The organism is Halorubrum ejinorense (genome assembly GCF_039522565.1).
Classification (GTDB): Archaea; Halobacteriota; Halobacteria; order Halobacteriales; family Haloferacaceae; genus Halorubrum; species Halorubrum ejinorense.
The window spans coordinates 450,002-467,644 of record NZ_BAAADQ010000013.1 but is presented as its reverse complement, the minus strand read 5'-3'; the positions used below and the strand labels follow the sequence as shown (position 1 = coordinate 467,644).

Annotated in this window: 16 protein-coding genes; 7 read left to right on the top strand and 9 right to left on the bottom strand. The window is 67.5% G+C overall.

Translation table 11 applies throughout. The features are described from left to right. Window positions 1-10 precede the first annotated feature (10 nt). On the bottom strand, window positions 11-1,012 hold the full coding sequence (locus ABDZ89_RS12995) for a D-2-hydroxyacid dehydrogenase (protein WP_343779755.1): 1,002 nt from the start codon (window positions 1,010-1,012) through the stop codon (window positions 11-13). 137 nt (window positions 1,013-1,149) lie between these two features. Further along, complete coding sequence (locus ABDZ89_RS12990) at window positions 1,150-2,217, bottom strand: ABC transporter ATP-binding protein (RefSeq protein ID WP_343779754.1); 1,068 nt, start codon at window positions 2,215-2,217, stop codon at window positions 1,150-1,152. 303 nt (window positions 2,218-2,520) lie between these two features. Between ABDZ89_RS12990 and ABDZ89_RS12985 the strand changes: the two genes are divergently transcribed. From ABDZ89_RS12985 to ABDZ89_RS12965, 5 genes are all read left to right on the top strand, one after another. Continuing rightward, complete coding sequence (locus ABDZ89_RS12985; protein ID WP_343779753.1) at window positions 2,521-3,609, top strand: ABC transporter substrate-binding protein; 1,089 nt, start codon at window positions 2,521-2,523, stop codon at window positions 3,607-3,609. Window positions 3,610-3,616: 7 nt separating this feature from the next. After that, window positions 3,617-4,522 (top strand): ABC transporter permease, encoded by a 906-nt coding sequence (locus ABDZ89_RS12980; protein ID WP_343779751.1) that lies wholly within the window; start codon window positions 3,617-3,619, stop codon window positions 4,520-4,522. Between the two features lie 3 nt (window positions 4,523-4,525). Next, window positions 4,526-5,392 carry an ABC transporter permease gene (locus ABDZ89_RS12975; RefSeq protein WP_343779750.1) on the top strand — a complete coding sequence of 289 codons (867 nt, stop codon included), beginning with the start codon at window positions 4,526-4,528 and terminating at the stop codon, window positions 5,390-5,392. Window positions 5,393-5,526: 134 nt separating this feature from the next. After that, the gene (locus ABDZ89_RS12970; protein WP_343779748.1) at window positions 5,527-5,910 is read left to right on the top strand and encodes a dihydroneopterin aldolase family protein; all 384 of its coding nucleotides are present in this window, start codon (window positions 5,527-5,529) and stop codon (window positions 5,908-5,910) included. 64 nt (window positions 5,911-5,974) lie between these two features. After that, the gene (locus ABDZ89_RS12965; protein ID WP_343779746.1) at window positions 5,975-6,475 is read left to right on the top strand and encodes a DUF7974 family protein; all 501 of its coding nucleotides are present in this window, start codon (window positions 5,975-5,977) and stop codon (window positions 6,473-6,475) included. 88 nt (window positions 6,476-6,563) lie between these two features. Here the strand turns inward: ABDZ89_RS12965 and ABDZ89_RS12960 are convergent, their stop codons facing one another. The 6 genes from ABDZ89_RS12960 to ABDZ89_RS12935 all read right to left on the bottom strand — a co-directional run bounded on the left by ABDZ89_RS12960 (window position 6,564) and on the right by ABDZ89_RS12935 (window position 14,636). Continuing rightward, a complete protein-coding gene (locus ABDZ89_RS12960) occupies window positions 6,564-7,928 on the bottom strand; it encodes an ABC transporter ATP-binding protein (protein ID WP_343779745.1) in 1,365 nt (454 codons plus the stop codon). Then, a complete protein-coding gene (locus ABDZ89_RS12955; protein WP_343779744.1) occupies window positions 7,925-9,046 on the bottom strand; it encodes an ABC transporter ATP-binding protein in 1,122 nt (373 codons plus the stop codon). Before ABDZ89_RS12955 ends, ABDZ89_RS12960 begins: the two co-directional genes overlap by 4 nt. Window position 9,047: 1 nt before the next feature. Beyond that, the gene (locus ABDZ89_RS12950; RefSeq protein WP_343779743.1) at window positions 9,048-10,028 is read right to left on the bottom strand and encodes an ABC transporter permease; all 981 of its coding nucleotides are present in this window, start codon (window positions 10,026-10,028) and stop codon (window positions 9,048-9,050) included. Beyond that, a complete protein-coding gene (locus ABDZ89_RS12945) occupies window positions 10,028-11,026 on the bottom strand; it encodes an ABC transporter permease (RefSeq protein WP_343779742.1) in 999 nt (332 codons plus the stop codon). Before ABDZ89_RS12945 ends, ABDZ89_RS12950 begins: the two co-directional genes overlap by 1 nt. Window positions 11,027-11,182: 156 nt before the next feature. Then, complete coding sequence (locus ABDZ89_RS12940) at window positions 11,183-12,799, bottom strand: ABC transporter substrate-binding protein (RefSeq protein WP_343779740.1); 1,617 nt, start codon at window positions 12,797-12,799, stop codon at window positions 11,183-11,185. A 181-nt stretch (window positions 12,800-12,980) separates the two neighbouring features. Continuing rightward, window positions 12,981-14,636: a GTPBP1 family GTP-binding protein gene (locus tag ABDZ89_RS12935; protein ID WP_343779739.1), complete on the bottom strand. Its 1,656-nt coding sequence runs from the start codon at window positions 14,634-14,636 to the stop codon at window positions 12,981-12,983. Between the two features lie 128 nt (window positions 14,637-14,764). Between ABDZ89_RS12935 and ABDZ89_RS12930 the strand changes: the two genes are divergently transcribed. Then, a complete protein-coding gene (locus tag ABDZ89_RS12930) occupies window positions 14,765-15,613 on the top strand; it encodes an HFX_2341 family transcriptional regulator domain-containing protein (protein ID WP_343779738.1) in 849 nt (282 codons plus the stop codon). Window positions 15,614-15,928: 315 nt separating this feature from the next. On the opposite strand, the gene ABDZ89_RS12925 is transcribed toward ABDZ89_RS12930, so the two are convergent. Continuing rightward, the gene (locus tag ABDZ89_RS12925) at window positions 15,929-16,948 is read right to left on the bottom strand and encodes a transcription initiation factor IIB (protein ID WP_343779737.1); all 1,020 of its coding nucleotides are present in this window, start codon (window positions 16,946-16,948) and stop codon (window positions 15,929-15,931) included. A 163-nt stretch (window positions 16,949-17,111) separates the two neighbouring features. Here ABDZ89_RS12925 and ABDZ89_RS12920 point away from each other — a divergent pair, with 163 nt between their 5' ends. Beyond that, window positions 17,112-17,633, top strand: coding sequence for a DUF7858 family protein (locus ABDZ89_RS12920; protein WP_343779735.1), 522 nt, complete (start codon window positions 17,112-17,114; stop codon window positions 17,631-17,633). Window positions 17,634-17,643: the final 10 nt, after the last annotated feature.

Genomic DNA, 17,643 nt, shown 5'->3' with positions numbered 1-17,643 from the left:
CACCCGGCCGTCAGAGGATCCGGTTCCGGAGGTCCTCGAGGTCGCCGGCGGCGTAGCGCCGGTAGTTCTCCTCGAACAGCGACCCGACCCGGTCGGCGTATTTCGGCGTTGACCCCGCCATATGCGGGGTGATGACCGCGTTCGACAGGTCCCACAGCGGCGACTCCTGGGGAAGGGGTTCCTTCTCGAACACGTCGAGGGCGGCCCCGCGGATGCGGCTCTGCTGGAGGGCGGTCTCGAGAGCCGACTCTTCGACGACCTCCCCACGGGCAACGTTCACCAGCACCGCGTCGGACCGCATCGACATCAGCTCCTCGGTGCCGATCAGCCCCCGCGTCGCCTCGACGAGCGGGCACGCGAGGACGAGGTAGTCGGACCGGGCGAGCAGCTCCGGTAGCTCCTTGGGCGGGTACGCCTCGTCGACGGCGTCGGGGGCGGTTTCCGGCGTGCGCTTCGTGCCGATCACCTCCACGTCGAACGCCGAGGCTAGCTCCGCGACGCGCGTGCCGATGGCGCCGACGCCGACGATCCCGAGGGTCTTCCCGGCGAGTTCGCCCGCGGAGTACCGCCGCCAGACGCCGTCGCGCTCCTGTTGGCGGATCCCCTTGTGGATCCGACGTTCGAAGACCAGCAGGTAGCCGAGCACCTGTTCGGCTATCGGTTCGGCCGCGACGCCGGCGGCGTTCGTCACCGCGACCTCCCGGTCCGCGAGCGTGTCGAGGTCGTACGAGTCGACGCCGGAGTTGAGCGTCTGGATCCAGTCGGGCGCCGCCCCGTCGGAGAGCTGGTCGCTGATCGACCGGATTGTCAAGACGACGTTCGCGTCGTCGATGGCCGCGCGGGACTCCTCGGCGGTCGTCGCCGTCTCGACCTGCTCCGTCGACGGGAGCGCGCTGTCGACCCCCGACGCCAGCCGCTCGACGAAGTCGCCGCCGAAGACGGCCGAGACGCTGTGGTGGAGCAGCACGTCTGTTCCCTCGGCTGCGGCGTTCGCGTCGATGCTTCCATTCATGCGAGTTCGATACGTTCGTTCGGATCGATGGTGGTGTCTGAGTTCACTTTCGGTGTTCCGGGAGCCGGGGCGATCGGTCGGCGGACGACCCGTCGGCGGGCACCGGTCGCGCGACTACGCTCGGCCGAACCGGGCGGCTACTTGGCGTACACGCTCATCGCGTCGGGGTTGAGGTCGACGGAAACCTCGCCGGACTCGGGGACGCTCGTCCGGCCCTGTACGGCGACGTCGAGCTCCGGGAGCGAGTCGTCGTGCGGTTCGATCACTAGGTTCGTGCGGTCGCCGTGGAAGTACTGATCGACGACCGTTCCGTCGATGGCGCCGGCCCCGGCCTCCGCGATCTCGACCTCTTCGGGACGGATGGACGCGACCACGTCGCCCTTGGTCGGGGCGTCACCGAGGTCGATGCTCACGTCGGTCACCGCGTCGAGTTCGAGCCGCGGCGGGTGCGTCGTGTTCTCCACGACGCCGTCGAGGAGGTTCGTGTCGCCGATGAAATCGGCCACGAACGCGGTCGCCGGCTCGCGGTAGATCTCCTTCGGCGTCCCGATCTGTTCGATCTCGCCGTCGTTCATCACGGCGAGACGGTCTGACATGCTCATCGCCACGTCCTGATCGTGTGTCACGTAAAAGAACGTACTCTCGACGCGGTCGTGGATCTCCTGTAGTTCGACCTGCATCTGCTGGCGCAGCTTGCGGTCGAGACTCGAGAGCGGCTCGTCCAACAGCAGGATGTCCGGCTCGTTCACAAGCGCACGCGCGATGGCCACGCGCTGCTGTTGTCCCCCCGAGAGGTCCTGCGACTTGCGGTCTCCGTACCCCGAGAGGTCCACGATGTCGAGGTACTTCTCGACGAGGCGCCCCCGTTCGCTCGAGTCGACGCCCGCCTTTTTGAGTCCATACCCGACGTTCTCGGCGACGGTCATGTGCGGAAACAGCGAGAGGCTCTGAAACACCAGGTTCGTGTTCCGCTTGTTCGGCGGCCGGTGGACGACGTCGTCGCCCTCGATGCGGATCGAGCCCTCGGTCGGGGTCTCAAAGCCGCTGATCATCCGGAGGGTGGTCGTCTTTCCGCAGCCGGACGGTCCCAGGAGCGAGAAGAACTCGCCGTGCCGGAGATCGATGTCGATCCCGTCGACAGCGGTCGTGTCGCCGAACTCCTTCCGAACGCCGTCGAGCTGTACCGCCGTCGTTGGTGTCGTCATACGGCGACCGAACACGCCGATAGTATTTAAGTTTTGTCCAGTTAAAACGATTATATTCGAGAATACATACGATTTAAACACGTAATACACAAAATATGGGCGCAAATACCCGAATTATTGAATCAAGCAGGATAAAATATGACTGTTCGGGGGTGAGAGCAAAAAAACACCGACCTGAAATGGGTATATGTCACATTGCACGTCTCAGAAAGTTATAGGTAGAACAATATAAGGGTAATATTTTGCTATAACAGTGTTACTTGGGGCAGATTTATAACATATCAGCAAAATCCGCTGATGCGTATGGTAGACAGACGGCAGTTCATCAAAGCGACGGGCGCGGCCGGTGTCACCGGTATGGCGGGCCTGTCCGGATGTATTGGTGGCGGCGGATCAACCACGGTCTCGATCCTGACGTGGACCGGATACGACGGGGTCAACGATCAGGTCGAGGAGGCGCTCGACGGCGTCGAGTTGGAGATTTCGGTCGCCGACGGCTCCGCGAACATGTTCTCCACCGTGAACGCGGGCGGAGGCGAACAGTACGACATCGTCATCCCGAACAACGAGTACGTCCCGCGGTTCATCGACGCGGACCTGGCCGCCCCGGTGGACATGGACATCATGACCAACTTCGACGCGCTGTATCCCACGTTCCAGAGCGCGGCGGAGGGCCAGTTCTCCGACGGCGACGACGTCTACGGGATGCCCGTCCAGTTCGGGTGGTACGCGTACGGCTACGACAGCTCGAAGCTCCCGGAGGACCACGAGCACTCCTACGACGTCCTCTTCAGCGAGGAGTACGCGGGCGTTGACCTCACCGGCAGCATCACCCTGTACGACGGCTACTACAAGTCGATCATGGCGACGGGGCTCGCGCTCGGTTACACCGAGGCGTTCGAGGGCGACACCGTCTCGTTCACCGACGAGCAGCTCACGACGATCGAGGAGACGCTGACCGAGTTCAAGCCGAACCTCCTCGGGTTCATCCACGACGAGGAGACGCTCACGCAGGACTACCAGAACGGGAACATCGCCGTCTCGTTCGCGAACCGCAGCACCCACGTGGGGATCATGAACGACGTCGACAGCGTGGAATTCTCCCAGCCGAAAGAGGAGGAGCTCACCTGGTTCGAAGGGGCCGTCGTCACCGCCGGCTCCTCGAACAAGGAGGCCGCCTTCCAGGTGTTAAACGAGTACATCAGCCCCGAGACCGGCGCGGCGCTCTCGGAGAACCGGAACATCATGAACACCTCGCAGGACGCGATGGACAACATCGAGAAGGAGTCGCTCCAGATCGAACCGGGCGTGCTCGAGGGGATGATCCCATTCAAGCCCGCCGAGAAAGACGACGAGTGGATCGAGATGTTCCAGCGGGTAAAGAACGCGTGAGCACGAGATGAGCACCATCCAAAAGCTCGACGACGCGTTCGGACGGCGAAGCAAGCGGGCGAAGCTCGCGCTCATGGCGGGACCGGGAGTCGGATGGCTGCTCACGCTGATACTGGTCCCGACCGCGTTCCTCGTGATGGTGAGCTTCGCCGAGATCAACAGCTCGTACGACGTGGTGTGGTCCTTCTCCGTGTCGAACTACAGAGAGCTGTTCGTCGGGGAGAGCGGGCTTTTCCAGACCCCGTTCGTCGACTCGTTCTTCCTCTCCCTACGCATCGCCGGGGCCACCACGTTCCTGACCGTCGTCCTCGCGTACCCGGTCGCGTACCTGCTCACGCGGCTCTCCGGACGGCGATTCAAGCTCCTGTTGTTCGCGGTCTTGGTCCCGTTTTTCACCATCTTCATCGTGCGCATCTACTCGTGGCTCTCCCTGTTCGGCAGCCAGGGGCTGATCAACTCGGCGCTGGTCGCGACGCCTCTCGTCTCCGAACCGGTCGGGGCCTTCGAGTACGGGGAACTGGCGGTGATCATCTCGCTCACCCACGCCTTCTTCCCGTACATGCTACTGACGCTGTACTCGAGCCTCGAGGGAATCGACTACGGCGTCATCGAGGCGTCGCGCGACCTCGGGGCGACGCGGCTGGAGATCGCGAAGGACGTCGTGGTCCCGCTGTCGGCACAGGGGCTCATCACCGGGTGCGTCTTCGTGTTCGTCCCGGCGCTCGGGACGTTCATCACGCCCCAGTTCCTCGCCCGGGGGAAGTTCCTCATGATCGCCGAGGTGCTCACGGCCAGGATAAACGAGATGTACGCGATCGACTTCGGGGCGGCGGGGTCGCTGTTCCTCATCATCCCGACCATCGTCGCGTTCGCGATCGTGATGCGTACCACCAGCCTGGAGGCGATGGGGTGAACCATGTCGGACAGCGAGAAATACAGCCGGCTGTCGCGTCTCGTCGGCCGGCCCGGCCTCACGGAGACCGTCTCCGTCGACCGGATCGTCTCCGGCTTCGCCTCGTACGGCATGTGGGCGCTGACGATCGGCATCGTCCTGTTCCTCTGGCTCCCGCTCTCGCAGATAATCGTCCTCTCGTTCACGGAGAACTCGGTTCTTTTCCCCCTCGGGGGCGTCACGCTTCAGAACTACGTCAGCCTCTTCACCAACGCGTCGCTCCTCATGGCGGCCAGACAGAGCGCGTTCGTGGCGACGGTGTCCGCCTCGGTCGCGACGCTGCTCGGCGTCCCGCTGGGGTTCGCCATCGCCCGGCACAGCTTCCGCGGGAAGTCGCTGCTCAGAGGTCTCGTCATCGTCCCGCTGTTGATGCCGGGGATCATCATGGGGATCTCGCTCCTGATCCTGTTCCGCGTCGTCGGGCTCTCTTCCGGCTTCTTTACGACCGTGCTCGCTCACTCCGTGTACGGGCTGCCGTTCATCGTCCTGCCGGTGATCGCTAGGCTCGCCGTCTTCGACCGCAAGCTCGAGGAGGGCGCCCGCGACCTCGGCGCGGACGGCAGCGCCGTGCTGAGAGACATCACGCTCCCGATCATCTCTCCCGCGATCGCGGCCGGCTTCGTGTTCGCCTGGCTCCGCTCGTTCGAGGACTTCATCCGCGTCTTCTTCGTCGGCGGCACGATGGACGCGCTCACGAAGGAGATGTACGGCATGGTGGTGTACTCCCAGGGCACGGAGGCGATGGATCCGATGGCGACGATCATCGTGCTGGTCATCAGCGCCGCGTTGGCCGTCGCGATCAACTTCCGCGACATCCTCGAGTACGTCTGACCACGGCGGGTCGCCCGCGACGCTCCGGCGGCTCCGTCCGGTCACCGATTCGGCCCACGCGCCGCGCGTCGACCACCGCGTCCGCGCCCGCCCGCCGTCCGAACCTTCTTGCCCGCCCGCGGCCGCGTTCCACCATGGCAACCGACGCCCAGCAGGCGTGTTTCGAGGCCGGGATCAAATTCGGCTCGCTGTACCACCAGTTCGCCGGAACGCCCGTCAGTCCGTCGAGCACGCGGAGTCTGGAGGCCGCGATGGCGGAGTCGATCGAAAACCAGCCGCACTGCGAGGCGGTCGACGTGACGATCCACGACGACCGGGTCGCCGACGCCATCGACCACGAGAACGGGTACACCGAGCTCACCGGCTCCCTGATGGACGTCGAGATGCGGATCGAGTACGAGGGCATCACGGCCCGCACGCGGATGGCGATGGCGGACGGCTATCCCCTGATGGAACTGGTCGAAGTGGTCGACGACGCCGGCCCGTCGCCCGCCGACGAGACCGACCCGAACGCTTAGTACCGGAACACTCCTACCCGGAGTCGAACCGCGGAGTCCCGATTTACCACCTTCAGAGACGCACATGGTCGACAAACGCCACGACGGTTCGGCGGACCGCACCGGCTTCGACGAGACGCGGAACTACCTCTCTGACGCCCTCGGTCGCGTCGTCCCGCGCTCGGTGGCGCGGCGAGCGATCGAGGTGACCGTCAGCACGGACGCCGCCGAGTACGCGCCCGACGAGCCGGTCGCGATCACCGTCGCGATCCGCAACCGCCTGCCGGTCCCGATCGAGGTCCCCACGACGACCCGCCGCCTGTGGGGCTGGGCGGTCGACGGCGTCGTCGAGGCCACCGACGAGCGGCGCTACGTGCCCGCCGAGGCGTCCTCGCTGTCGCTCCGAGCCGGCGAGACGAAGCACGCGACGGCCACGTGGAACGGGCGGTTCCGCCGCTCCGGCGGCGACGACGGGCTCGACCGGTCGGTCCGGGCCGAGCGCGGCGACCACACGATCACCGTGTTCGTTCCCGTCCCGGACGCCGACGCCCGTCACGAGGACGCCACGCAGATCCGGATCCGGTAGCTCCCCGCCGACCGACCCCGTCCTCGCCGAACCGAATCACCCTCGAAAAAACGACCGTTCTCCCCGACCTCCGACCCGCGGCGAGCGCTCAGTCGTCCGCGCCGGAGGCCCCCGTGTTCGGCGACACCGACCCGTCCAGCGCGGCCTCGTCGACCGCGGACGCGATCGCCTCGTCCCGCCGCAGGTGACACGCCGCGTAGTGACGGCCGTCGTCGAGGTCGGGGTCCAGTTCGTAGGCTGGGTTCGCGGTCGCGCAGACGCTCTCGTCCGTGAACCGCTCGGTGAGAAGTCCCTCGGCGTCCTCGAACTCCTCGCGTTCGATGTGGCCGAGCGCCTCGTCGAGCAGCGTGCCCGCGTCGCCGCTCGGGACCGCGTCGTCGAAGTAGCGCGCCCGGAGGGCGTTCGGATCGGTCTCCTCGAACGCCCGCCGCCTGACGGCGCGCTGGAACTCCACGACGTTCCGCCAGGCGGCGTCGCTCATGTCGTACGCCTCCGGCTGGATCACCTTCGGACACCGCGTCCGGAACCGACAGCCCGACGGCGGATCGATCGGCGACGGCACGTCGCCAGAGAGGAGTTCTTTCCGCCCGTCGCTCCGCGGGTCCGGGACCGGGATGGCGTCGAGTAACGCCCGGGTGTACGGGTGTTTCGGGTTCTCGAACAGCTCCTCTTTGTCGGCCAGCTCGACGATGTTCCCGAGGTACATCACCGCCACGCGGTCGGAGATGTGGCGGATGACGCTCAGGTCGTGTGCGATGAACAGGTACGTCAGGTCGAACTCCGCTTGGAGCTCTTCCATCGTGTTGAGCACCTGCGCCTGGATCGACACGTCGAGCGCCGACACGGGCTCGTCGCAGACGATGAAGTCGGGGTTCACCGACAGCGCCCGCGCGAGGTTCACGCGCTGGCGCTGCCCGCCGGAGAACGCGTGGGGGTAGCGGTTGTAGTGTTGCGGGTCGAGTCCCACCTTCTCTAACAGCTCCTTCGCTCGCGCCTCCCGCCCTTCGTCGTCGAGCATGTCGTGGGCCTTCATCGGCTCCTCGACGATGGGGCCGACCTTCATCCGCGGGTCCAGCGAGGACTGCGGGTCCTGGAAGATCATCTGCATGTCCTTCCGCTTCCGCCGCAGCGGCTCGCCGGACAGCGACGCGAGGTCCTCGCCCTGGAAGTAGACGCTCCCGTCCGTCGGCTTGAGCAGCCGGAGGACGGTGCGCGCCAGCGTGGACTTCCCGCAGCCGGACTCGCCGACGAGTCCGAGGGTCTCGCCCTCCTTGATGTCGAAGTTCACGCCGTCGACGGCGCGGACGTCCGACGGGTCCCGTCTCACGTAGGGGAACTCGCCGTCGACCGAGACGCCGCCCAACAGCCCGCTGTCGTTGTCGAAGTACTTACACAGGTTCCGGACCTGTAACAGCGCCTCGGGGTCCGAATCCGGCGGTCCGACCTCGGTCATTCCGCCTCACCTCCGGTCTCCGTGAAGCCGGCGGAGAAGCCGCCGGTCGCGTCCGTGTCGATCGGCGGGCTCTCCTCGTAGCCCACGTCGAACGCGTCGTGTTTCACGCACGCCGCCGTGTGCGTCGCCTCGCCCTCTCCGCTCAGGTTCCTAGGCTCGGGGTGGACCTCGCGGCACACCTCCCGCGCCTCCGGACACCGCGAGTGGAACCGACAGCCGGCGGGCGGATCGATCGCCTCCGGCATCACCCCCTTGATCGGTTTGAGCTCGTCGAGCGTCTCGTCCGGGCGCGGCATCGAGTCGAGCAGCGCCGACGTGTACGGGTGTTTCGTGTCGTAGAACAGGTCGTCCACCTCGGCCTGTTCGATGATCTCGCCGAGGTACATCACGCTGACTCGGTCGCAGATCTCCGCGACGACGCTCATGTCGTGGGTGACCCAGATGAACGCGGTGTCGTACTTCGCCTGGAGGTCCTTTACCATCTCTAAGATCTCGCCCTCGACGGTGACGTCGAGCGCGGTCGTCGGCTCGTCGGCGATGATCAGGTCCGGCTGGCACGCGAGCGCCATCGCGATCAGCACGCGCTGTCGCATCCCGCCGGAGAACTGGTGCGGGTACTCGTCGTACCGGGACTTCGGCGCCGGGATCCCGACCTCCCTGAGCATGTCGATCGCTTCCGCTTTCGCTTCCTCGGCGTCGAGGTCGCGGTTGATCTCGATGAACTCCCGGAGCTGTCCCCCGACGGTGAACACCGGGTTCAACGACTCCATCGGGTCCTGGAAGATGATCGCGATCTCGCGGCCGCGGATCCGCTTCCGCATCTCCGACTCGGAGAGCATGTCCTCGCGCGGCCGCAACTCGCCGCCGTCGTCCTCCTCGAGGCCGAAGATCGTCTCGCCTTTGAACTCGATCTCGCCGCCGACGATCTCACCGGGGCTGTCGACGAGCCGGAGGATACTGGAGGTCGCGACGGACTTTCCGGCGCCGGACTCGCCGACGAGCCCGACGATCTCTCCCTCGTTCACGTCGAAGGAGATGCCGTCGACCGCGCGGACCGTGCCGTCTTCGGTGAAGAACTGTGTCTTGAGATCGCGTACGCTGAGTAGTGGTTCGGTCATATCAGTTGTTTATCCGCGGGTCGAGAGCGTCCTGTAGGCCGTCGCCGAGAATGTTGAAGCCGATGACGGTGACGAGAATCGCCAGTCCGGGGAAGAGGCTGAACGTCGGCGCGGGGAGCATGTAGTTCCGCGACGCCGAGAGCATCTGCCCCCACGACGGGGTCGGCGGCTGCGCGCCGAACCCGAGGAACGAGAGCCCGGCGACGATGAGGATGCTCACGCCGATCTGGAGCGTCGCCTGGACGAGCACGGGGGCGAAGCTGTTCGGGATGACGTGCCGGAGGATGATGTTCCGGTCTTTCACCCCGGCCGCGCGGGCGGCCTCGATGTAGTCCTCCTCGCGGACCGAGACGACCCGCGACCGGATCAGGCGGTTGAACACCGGGACCGAGGTGATCCCCACCCCGACCATCGCGAAGGTGAGCTCCTTGCCGAACGCGGTCATGAACGCGATGACCAAGACGAGGAACGGGATCGCGTAGATCGTCTCGGTGACGCGCTGGAGCACGTCGTCGATCCAGCCGCCGTAGTAGCCCGAGACCGCGCCGATCAGCGTGCCGCCGACGAGACCGATCGCCGTGGCCATGAAGCCGACGGTGATGGCGATCCGAGTCCCGTAGAACAGCCGGCCGAAGATGTCGCGGCCGCGGTGGTCGGTCCCCATCGGGTGTTCGAGGACCCCCTGTCCGTACTGGTTCTCCATCCCGACCGGCGGGAGGAGCCGTTGGACCTGTTCGGGGTCCTGTACCGGGCTGTACCAGATCGCCTCCGCGATCCCGTAGTCGAACACGTAGTGGTCGATCGACGCGAGTATCGCCACGACGGCGATGAACCCGACGGTGTAGATCCCGATCCGCGCCGTCGTGTCGCGTTTCACTTGTCGCAGGGTGTATCGGAGGCCGACGCGGGCCTCGATCTCCTCCGGGCCGGTTCCCCCGGTGTCGGTCGGGGCGTCAGTCGATGAGTCGGTTTCGGTAGCCATTATGTCTCGTCACCGTAGGCGACACGGGGATCGATGTACGCGTACGCGATGTCCGTGATGATGACGCCGACGACGAACGCGACGCCGAACATGAACGTCGTCCCCATGATCAGTTCGTAGTCTTGGTTGCTGATCGCCGTGATGATGAGCCGCCCCATCCCCGGTATCTCGAAGACGGTCTCGGTCAGCACCGCGCCGCCGAGGGCCGTCGAGAGGCCGAGACCGATGATGGTGATCACGGGGAGCTGTGCCACTTGGAAGGCGTGTTTGCGGACGATCTTCGACTCGGAGACGCCGTAGGCGCGGGCGAGTTTGACGTACTCCCCCTGGAGCGACTCCACCATCGACGACCGCTCGATCCGGGTGATCTGGGCCATCTGGAGCGTCCCGAGCGCCACCATCGGCATCGCGAGGTGATGTAACGACGTCCGGAGCACCTGGAGTTGGGTCTCCGCGCCGCGGACGTCCGTCGGATCCGCCCACGGGAGCGGCAGTCCGCGGGCGGGGAACCACCCGAGGTAGAACGCGAAGACGATGATGAGCATGAGACCGATCCAGAACGACGGCGTCGAGACGCCGATGAGCGAGACGATCCGGGAGACGTGGTCGGCGGGCTTGTTCCGGCGCTTCGCCGAGATGACGCCGAGCGGGATGGCGGTCACGATCGCGAACATGAACGCCGACACGGTGAGGTACAGCGTCACCGGGAGCCGGAGCAGGATCATCTCGAGGACCGGCCGGTCGTAGTAGATGCTCTGGCCGAGGTCACCTGTTGCGACGCCCGAGAGGTACGTCAGGAACCGCTCGTAGGCCGGGCGGTCGAGGCCGTATCGGGCCCGGATCGCCTCCACCTGCTCCTGTGCGGGACTGGGTCCCAGCATGATCTCGACCGGATCGCCGGGGATCTGGTTGGCGAGGAAGAACGTGATCGTGATAATTCCGACGAGTACCGGGATCGCCTGTGCGAGCCGCCAAAGTGTGTACCGTAAGAGCCCCATTTGTTAGTTTATTACTGTCGATGACTGTGGACGGTTACTTAATTGTCCGCGTTTCCACCACGCCCGTGTCGTCGCTTCTCGGAGGTTCGGCCGGTCTCGGTCGGCGGAAATCCGGTCCGGAACCGGAGGCCGCGGAACGGTTCGCCGCGGGAACCGTTACTCCACCGCGACGTTGTTGTGCCCGGTGAAGAGCTGAATCTCGCTCGAGATGGCGTGCGAGCTGAAGTCCGAGACCCTTTCATGGATCCCGTAGGTGTTCTTGAGGTTGTACGCCGGGATGTGGACGCGCCCCTCGAGCAGCTCCGTCGTCGCGTCGATGTAGAGCTGGCGGCGCTCCTCGTAGTCGGCGCTCTCGCGGGCCTGCGTCAGCATCTCCGACGCCTCGTCGTATCCGTGGAAGGTGCCGTTGGTCGTTCCCTCGACCTCCTGGCTCAGCAGCTGGTACGCGAACGCGTCCGGGTCGGGCGAGCCGGACCAGCCGAGCGTGTACATGTTGTACCGTTCCGGATCGCCGGTGACGTAGGCGTCGAGGAACGTCCCCCAGTCCAGCCGCTGGACTTCGACGTTGCTGAAGCCGGCGTTCTGGAGCCCGTCACCGATCGAGATACCGATCTGTTCGCGCTTGTCGTCCGGCGGGACGATGATGCGCCAGTTGTAGTCCATGTCGACGCCGGCCTCCTCGAAGAGCGCCTGCGCCTCCTCGAGGTCCTGGTCGTGCGAGATGTCGCCCCACTCGTCGATGGGGAAGTCCCACTCGTCGGCCATCGTCTTCGGGTACGGACTCACCTGCCGCACGCCGGCCGGTTCGACGAAGTTCTCGACGGCCTGGTCCATCGAGACGCAGTAGTCGACGGCCTCGCGGACGAGGGGGTCGGCCGTCGGTCCCTCGGCGCAGTTGAACGCGAGGTAGAAGTATCCGATACCGGGCGTCTCGCTGATCGAGGCGTTCTCGTTGTTCCTGACCGTCTCGTACAGCTGCGGCGGGATGGTCTCGATGATGTCGACGTTGCCCGTCTCGAGCTCCGTCACGCGGGTCGTCTGCTCTTCGATCGGCTCGAACTCGATGGTCGCGAGGTTCGGCAGCCCGTCGGAGTCGCCCCAGTAGTCGTCCCAGCGTTCGAGCGTCGCGTAGCTCTCGGGCTCCCACTCGGTGAGCTGGAACGGCCCCGAGCTGACGGGGTCGGTGTTGTACGCGTCTCGGTCGCTGGTCCGGACCTCCTTGTTGACGACGCTCCGAACCAGTGCGGTCTCGAACGCACCGTAGGGGTACGCCAGGTCGAACTGGACCGTCGTCTCGTCGATGGCCTCCGCGGAGTCGACCATGTTGACCTCCGCGGCGTTCTCCGTCTCCTCCTCGGCGGGCGCGAGGACCGTGTGCATGACGTCTTCCGCCGTCACCGGGTCGCCGTTCTGGAACATGGCGTCGTCGCGGATCGGCACGATGAACCGCGTTCCCTCGCGTTCGACGGTCGGCATCTCCGAGGCGATGCCCGGCACGAGACCGACGCCCTCGTCGTACTCGTAGATGCCGTCGAAGATTCGCCCCGCGATCTGCGCGGACGGGACGTCGTTGATGATGACTGGGTCCATGTCGAGCGGGCCCTTCACCTGCGCGAAGTACAGCTCCTGGTTCGGGAGGTCGCCGCCGTCGCCGCCGCCGCCGTCGCCGCCGTCTCCCCCGCCGGTACACCCGGCAAGGAGGAAGGACGTGCCGGCCGCACTGCCGGCGAGGACCTTCCGTCGTGAAATGCGTTGTGTGTGTTCTTGACGCATACAGCGAACTCATCTCTCTATCATATAAATGCTTTGGCGGACGTGTCCGTACGGTCACCATTGTTCGCTGTGCTGTCGGTTCTTCGTACCGATCGAAGCGACTCTCTTCCGAATCAACGAAAACAGCGACACACTCGGAACGGCCGGCCCGACATCGGCGTCGCTCCGCGCCGAACGGGAGTCAGCGACCGTCGGGCGACGCTCCGTCTCCGCCGGTTCCGGTGCCTGTCACCGTCCCGACCCCCTTGCTCGATCCCTCGCGGAAGACGAACCGCTGTCCCGCCTCGACCAGGTACGGACGGAACTTGAACCGGACGCGCGACTCGCCCGTGTCGCCCGGCAGCAGCCGCCCGTCCGCCGGGAAGAACGCGGCCGCCTCGGAGACGGTCTCGAGGTGGACCACGGGCTCGTACCCCTCCTGAATCCGGGTCGGATGGTTGAGCACCATCACCTCGGCGTCGAACTCGCGGACCGGCTCCGGCTCGCTGTCGCGGGGAACCAGGGCCATCCCGCGTTCGATCTCCGACTCGTCGACGCCCTTCAGCGCGATGCCGACGATCCGGCCGGCTGTCGCCTTGTCGACGCGGTGGTAGTGCATCTCGATCGAACGCACCTCGACCTCGCGGAAGGACCCGTCGGGCATGGGGCCCAAGAGCAGTTCGTCGCCGGTCTCGACGGTCCCGGAGTTCACGGTGCCGGAGGCGACGGCGCCCACGCCGGTCACCTTGTAGCTGCGGTCGATGTACATCCGGAAGGTCTCGCGGTCCGGCGTCGCCCGCTTCGGCAGGCACTCGAACAGCGTGTCGAGGGTCTCGATCCCCGCCTTCGTCACCGCGCTCGTCCGCAACAGGGGCACGACCCCGTCGCCGACTTCCGCCACCGCGGTGTCGACGCCGTGGCGGTCGACGAGCAGCGGGGTCTGCCCGGCGTCCCGCAGCATCGACTCGACCTCGCGTTCGACCGCGGCGAGCCGCTCGTCGCTTACGGCGTCCGCCTTCGTGACCGCGACGATCGTCGGCAGCTCCGTCGCGAGGAGGATCCCCAGGTGTTCGCGGGTCGTCTTCGTCGGCCCGTCGTCTGCGGCCACGACGAGCAGCCCGTAGTCGAGCTTCTGCCCGACGAGCCCGCGGATCGTCGTCCGGAGCCACGGCTCGTGGCCGACGGTGTCGACGAACGAGACGAGGCGGTCGGCCGCCTCGACGACGCCGGCCCGGTCGGACTTCCGGTGGGGGTTGTCCATCCGGACCGGCTCGTCGGCCTCGTCGTCGAAGCCGTACACCGCGTACGACAGGTCGGCGGAGAGCCCCCGCTCGACCTCGTGCGGTTGGACGTCGAGGAAGCCGCGCGTGCCGCCCTGCCCGTCGTCCGCGCGCCCGGTGACGAGCGTGCCGACGAGCGTCGACTTGCCGTGGTCGACGTGCCCGGCCGTGCCGACGACGAGGTGGTCCTCGTCGGCCTCGAACACGCCCCCGTCCCGCAGCGTCGCGAGCCCGACGAGCCCCGCGTCGTCGGCGTCGCCGCCGGTCCCGGCGCTCCACGTCTCGGCGTCGGCGATGTGCGCGTCCGCCTCGTCCGCCAGAAGCGAGAGCACGTCCATCGTCTCGGAGAAGGCGTCCGGAGAGATCCCGGCCAATCCGCCGTCGTCGGTGACGCCCAGGACGTAGGTGGCCTCGCCGTCGCCGGAGAGCACGCGGTGGCGGAGCTGCGCCACGAGCGACTCCATGCGGCCGTCGGCCAGATGTACCTCGCGGGTCAGTCGCTCCTTGAACTCGATGGCGCCACCGTCCCGCTCGCCGCGCTCGATGGCCCGCCGGAGGGCGGACCTGTCAGCGCTCATGCCCGCTCGTAGGCGACAGCCGGGCTTAACGGTTTTCGTGCTATGAATCCCCACGTCACGTGATCGCCCGTCACTCCTCGGGGGCGCTCCGGCGGACTATTTAACCGACCGCCGCGGACAACGACGGTATGGACACCTCGGTCCCCAGCGTCGCCGAACGCCGCGTCCACGTCGTCCCGCTCGGCCGCGAGCGCGATCGGATCGTCGAACCCCTCCGCCGCCACGGCGCCGACGTGGCGTACCTCCTCGTCGACGCCCCCGACCGCGAGGGCGCCCGCGGCGACGTGGACTTCGACGCCGCCGGCGCTTCGGACCCGGCCGACACCCGCGTCGACCACGACCGACTCGTCGAGTACCAGCGCGACGCGTGGGCGTCGGTCGCCGAGTTCGCCGCCGTCCGCCCCGTCCCGGTCGCGCTCGCGGACGTGTACGACGTGCTCGGCGTGACGACGACCGTCGCCGCCCACCACCGCGCCGGCGAGGACGACGGCGACCGGCTCTTCGGCAACGTCTCGACGGGCCCGCGGATCGCCGCGGTCGGCGTCGCGCTGGCGTGTATGATCGTCGGGGCGCGGCCGTACAGCGTCGAGCCCGAGCGGCACCGCCACGACCTGCGCGAGGAGCCGCTCACCGAGGGCGTCGAGCGCACCGTGGACCTCCCCATCTACCCGATGGACGCGCCGACGACCGATCAGGTCGCGGTGCTCGGCCGGCTCCACGAGCGCAGCGAGGAGCACTTGGCCACGGACAAGTGGAACCTGATCGAGTGGGCCCGCGAGCGCGACCTGCCGTTCCTCCGCGAGGCGGGCGAGAGCCGGACGGCGAAGTACCGGGCGCTGGAGACGCACGTGCTCTCGCCGCTGCGCGAACGCAGCTACGTCGAACTGGAGGACATCGGTCGCTCCGACACGGTCCGGCTCACCGAGACCGGCCGCCGCGTCTTCTTCGCGTTCAAGCACAAGATCGACGGCCGGTAGCCCGGGTCGCGGGCGATGACCGGCGTCCGGGCGGCCGCAAGCGCCACGACGCGTGACGCGCCCGGTCGGTCACGGCCGACACGCAGCGAGCGATTCGTGCGATTCGAACGCACTGTTCGGTCCGTCCGTACTGTCGACGGCTAACGTAGAATTACCCCCCGCACGTCGACTAAGATGCGTGACGCCCGCCGGGCGGCCGGGGCACCCTCCCCGCCCTCCATTCCCCCCGCCCGCTATCGCGGTCCCCGCTGACGCCGCCGCGGCCGCCCGACGGTGCCGTCACGGCCGACGGATCGCCCGTCGGCGTTCCTCCGTTCACTCTCCGGTCAGATCGACGTACGTCCGCCGGACGGTCACCGGCGTCACGTCGGCGACGTCGGCGGCCTCCCGCTGGGTACACTCCGCGTCCAGTTCGCGGGCCGCGGTGTACAGGCACGCGGCCGCGACGCCGACCGGGTTGCGGCCGTTCGCGATCCCCTCCTCGACGGCGCGCTCGGCCAGCTCTCCCGCCCGGCGCTCGACGGCCGGGTCACAGCCGAGGTCGCTGGCGAACCGCGGCAGGTACTCCGCCGGGCCGGTCGGCGCGATGGGGAGGCCGAGTTCGCGGTTCATCGCGTCGAAGGCGGCCCGGTGTTCGTCCTCAGTCGCCTTCGCCTCCGCGCACACCTCCTCGACGGTGCGGGCCACGTCGGCGGTCCGGCAGGCGACGTAGACGCAGGCCGCGGCGAACCCCTCGAGCGAGCGCCCGCGGAGCAGGCTCTCCGACTGCGCGGAGTCGAACAGCGCGCAGGCGGCGTCGCGGACGCTGTCGGGAAGCCCCAAGGCGCCGGTGAGCCGCCGGATCTCGGTGTACGCGTACACCTTGTTGCGGTCGCGCTTCGTGGAGATCTGCGCGCGGTTGTGCTGGGTCCGCATCCGGGCGAGGCGCCGGCGCTTGCGACCCTTCACCTTCGTCGACCGCCCGATCTCCGTCGAGAGGCCGCGGTCGTGCCGGGAGCGCGTCAGCGGCGCGCCGGTGCGTTTCGGATTCGTGTCGTCGTCGTCGAACGACCGCCACTCGGGTCCGTGGTCGATCCGGTCCGCCTCGACGACGAGTCCGCAGTCGGTACAGACGCGCTCCGCGGCGTCGGCGCGCGTCCGCCCGCCGCACTCGGGACAGGTCTCCCGGTCGGCGGTCGCCTCGTCGCCTGCGTGTCCACTCGTGACGGCCTCGTCGTCGGTGGTCTCCTCGTCGCGAGCCGCCTCGTCGGTGCCGGCCGCGGCGCGGTCCGGCGCCGCGACGTCGTCGGTTTCGGTCCGGGGCGAACGAACGCGGGTCGAGCGTGCGTCACTCATCACACGTCGAACTCGGGCCCGATGCCTTACTTAAACCCGGGCGAATCGGCGGGTTCTCGGCCGGATCGCGGGCGCTCAACCGACCGGTTATCGGTCGGTGATTACGCCGTCCAACCCGACGCAGTACGGTGGTTTTAAGCGCTAACACGATCCAGCCGTTCGCATGACGCTGTCGGAGATCGCGGCCGGGGTCGAGGTGACCGCGGACCAGCGCGACCGCGGGGTCGCGCTCGCGGACGACACGGAGACGCCGCTCGTCGATCGCCTGTCGGACCACGCCGAGTCGCTGCCCTGCACGCCCGAGGCGACCGCCACGCTCGTCGACGCCTACACGGCCGGACGGAGCGTCGGGGACGCGGCAGCGGAGGCGGGCGTCACTCCGATGACGGCCGCGAAAACGCTTCACCGATGCGGCGTCGCGGGGGTCTGTCCGCTCTCTCCCACGGGCCGCGACATCGTCCGCGACTGGCTCGCGGGCCGGACCGCCCGCAGCGAGGCGGTCGAACTCGCCGGCTGCGACGAGGCCGACTTCGCGCTGGCGACGTACGTCGAGACGCACGACCCCGTCGACGCCGTCGCCGAGGCCGTCGACGCGCAGGTCGCGGGGTCCGCGCCGCTCGGGGACGGCCTCGGCGACGGCGGCCCCCTCGGCGACGCGCTCGGCTCCCCGGACGGTCTCCGCTGAGCCACGACAC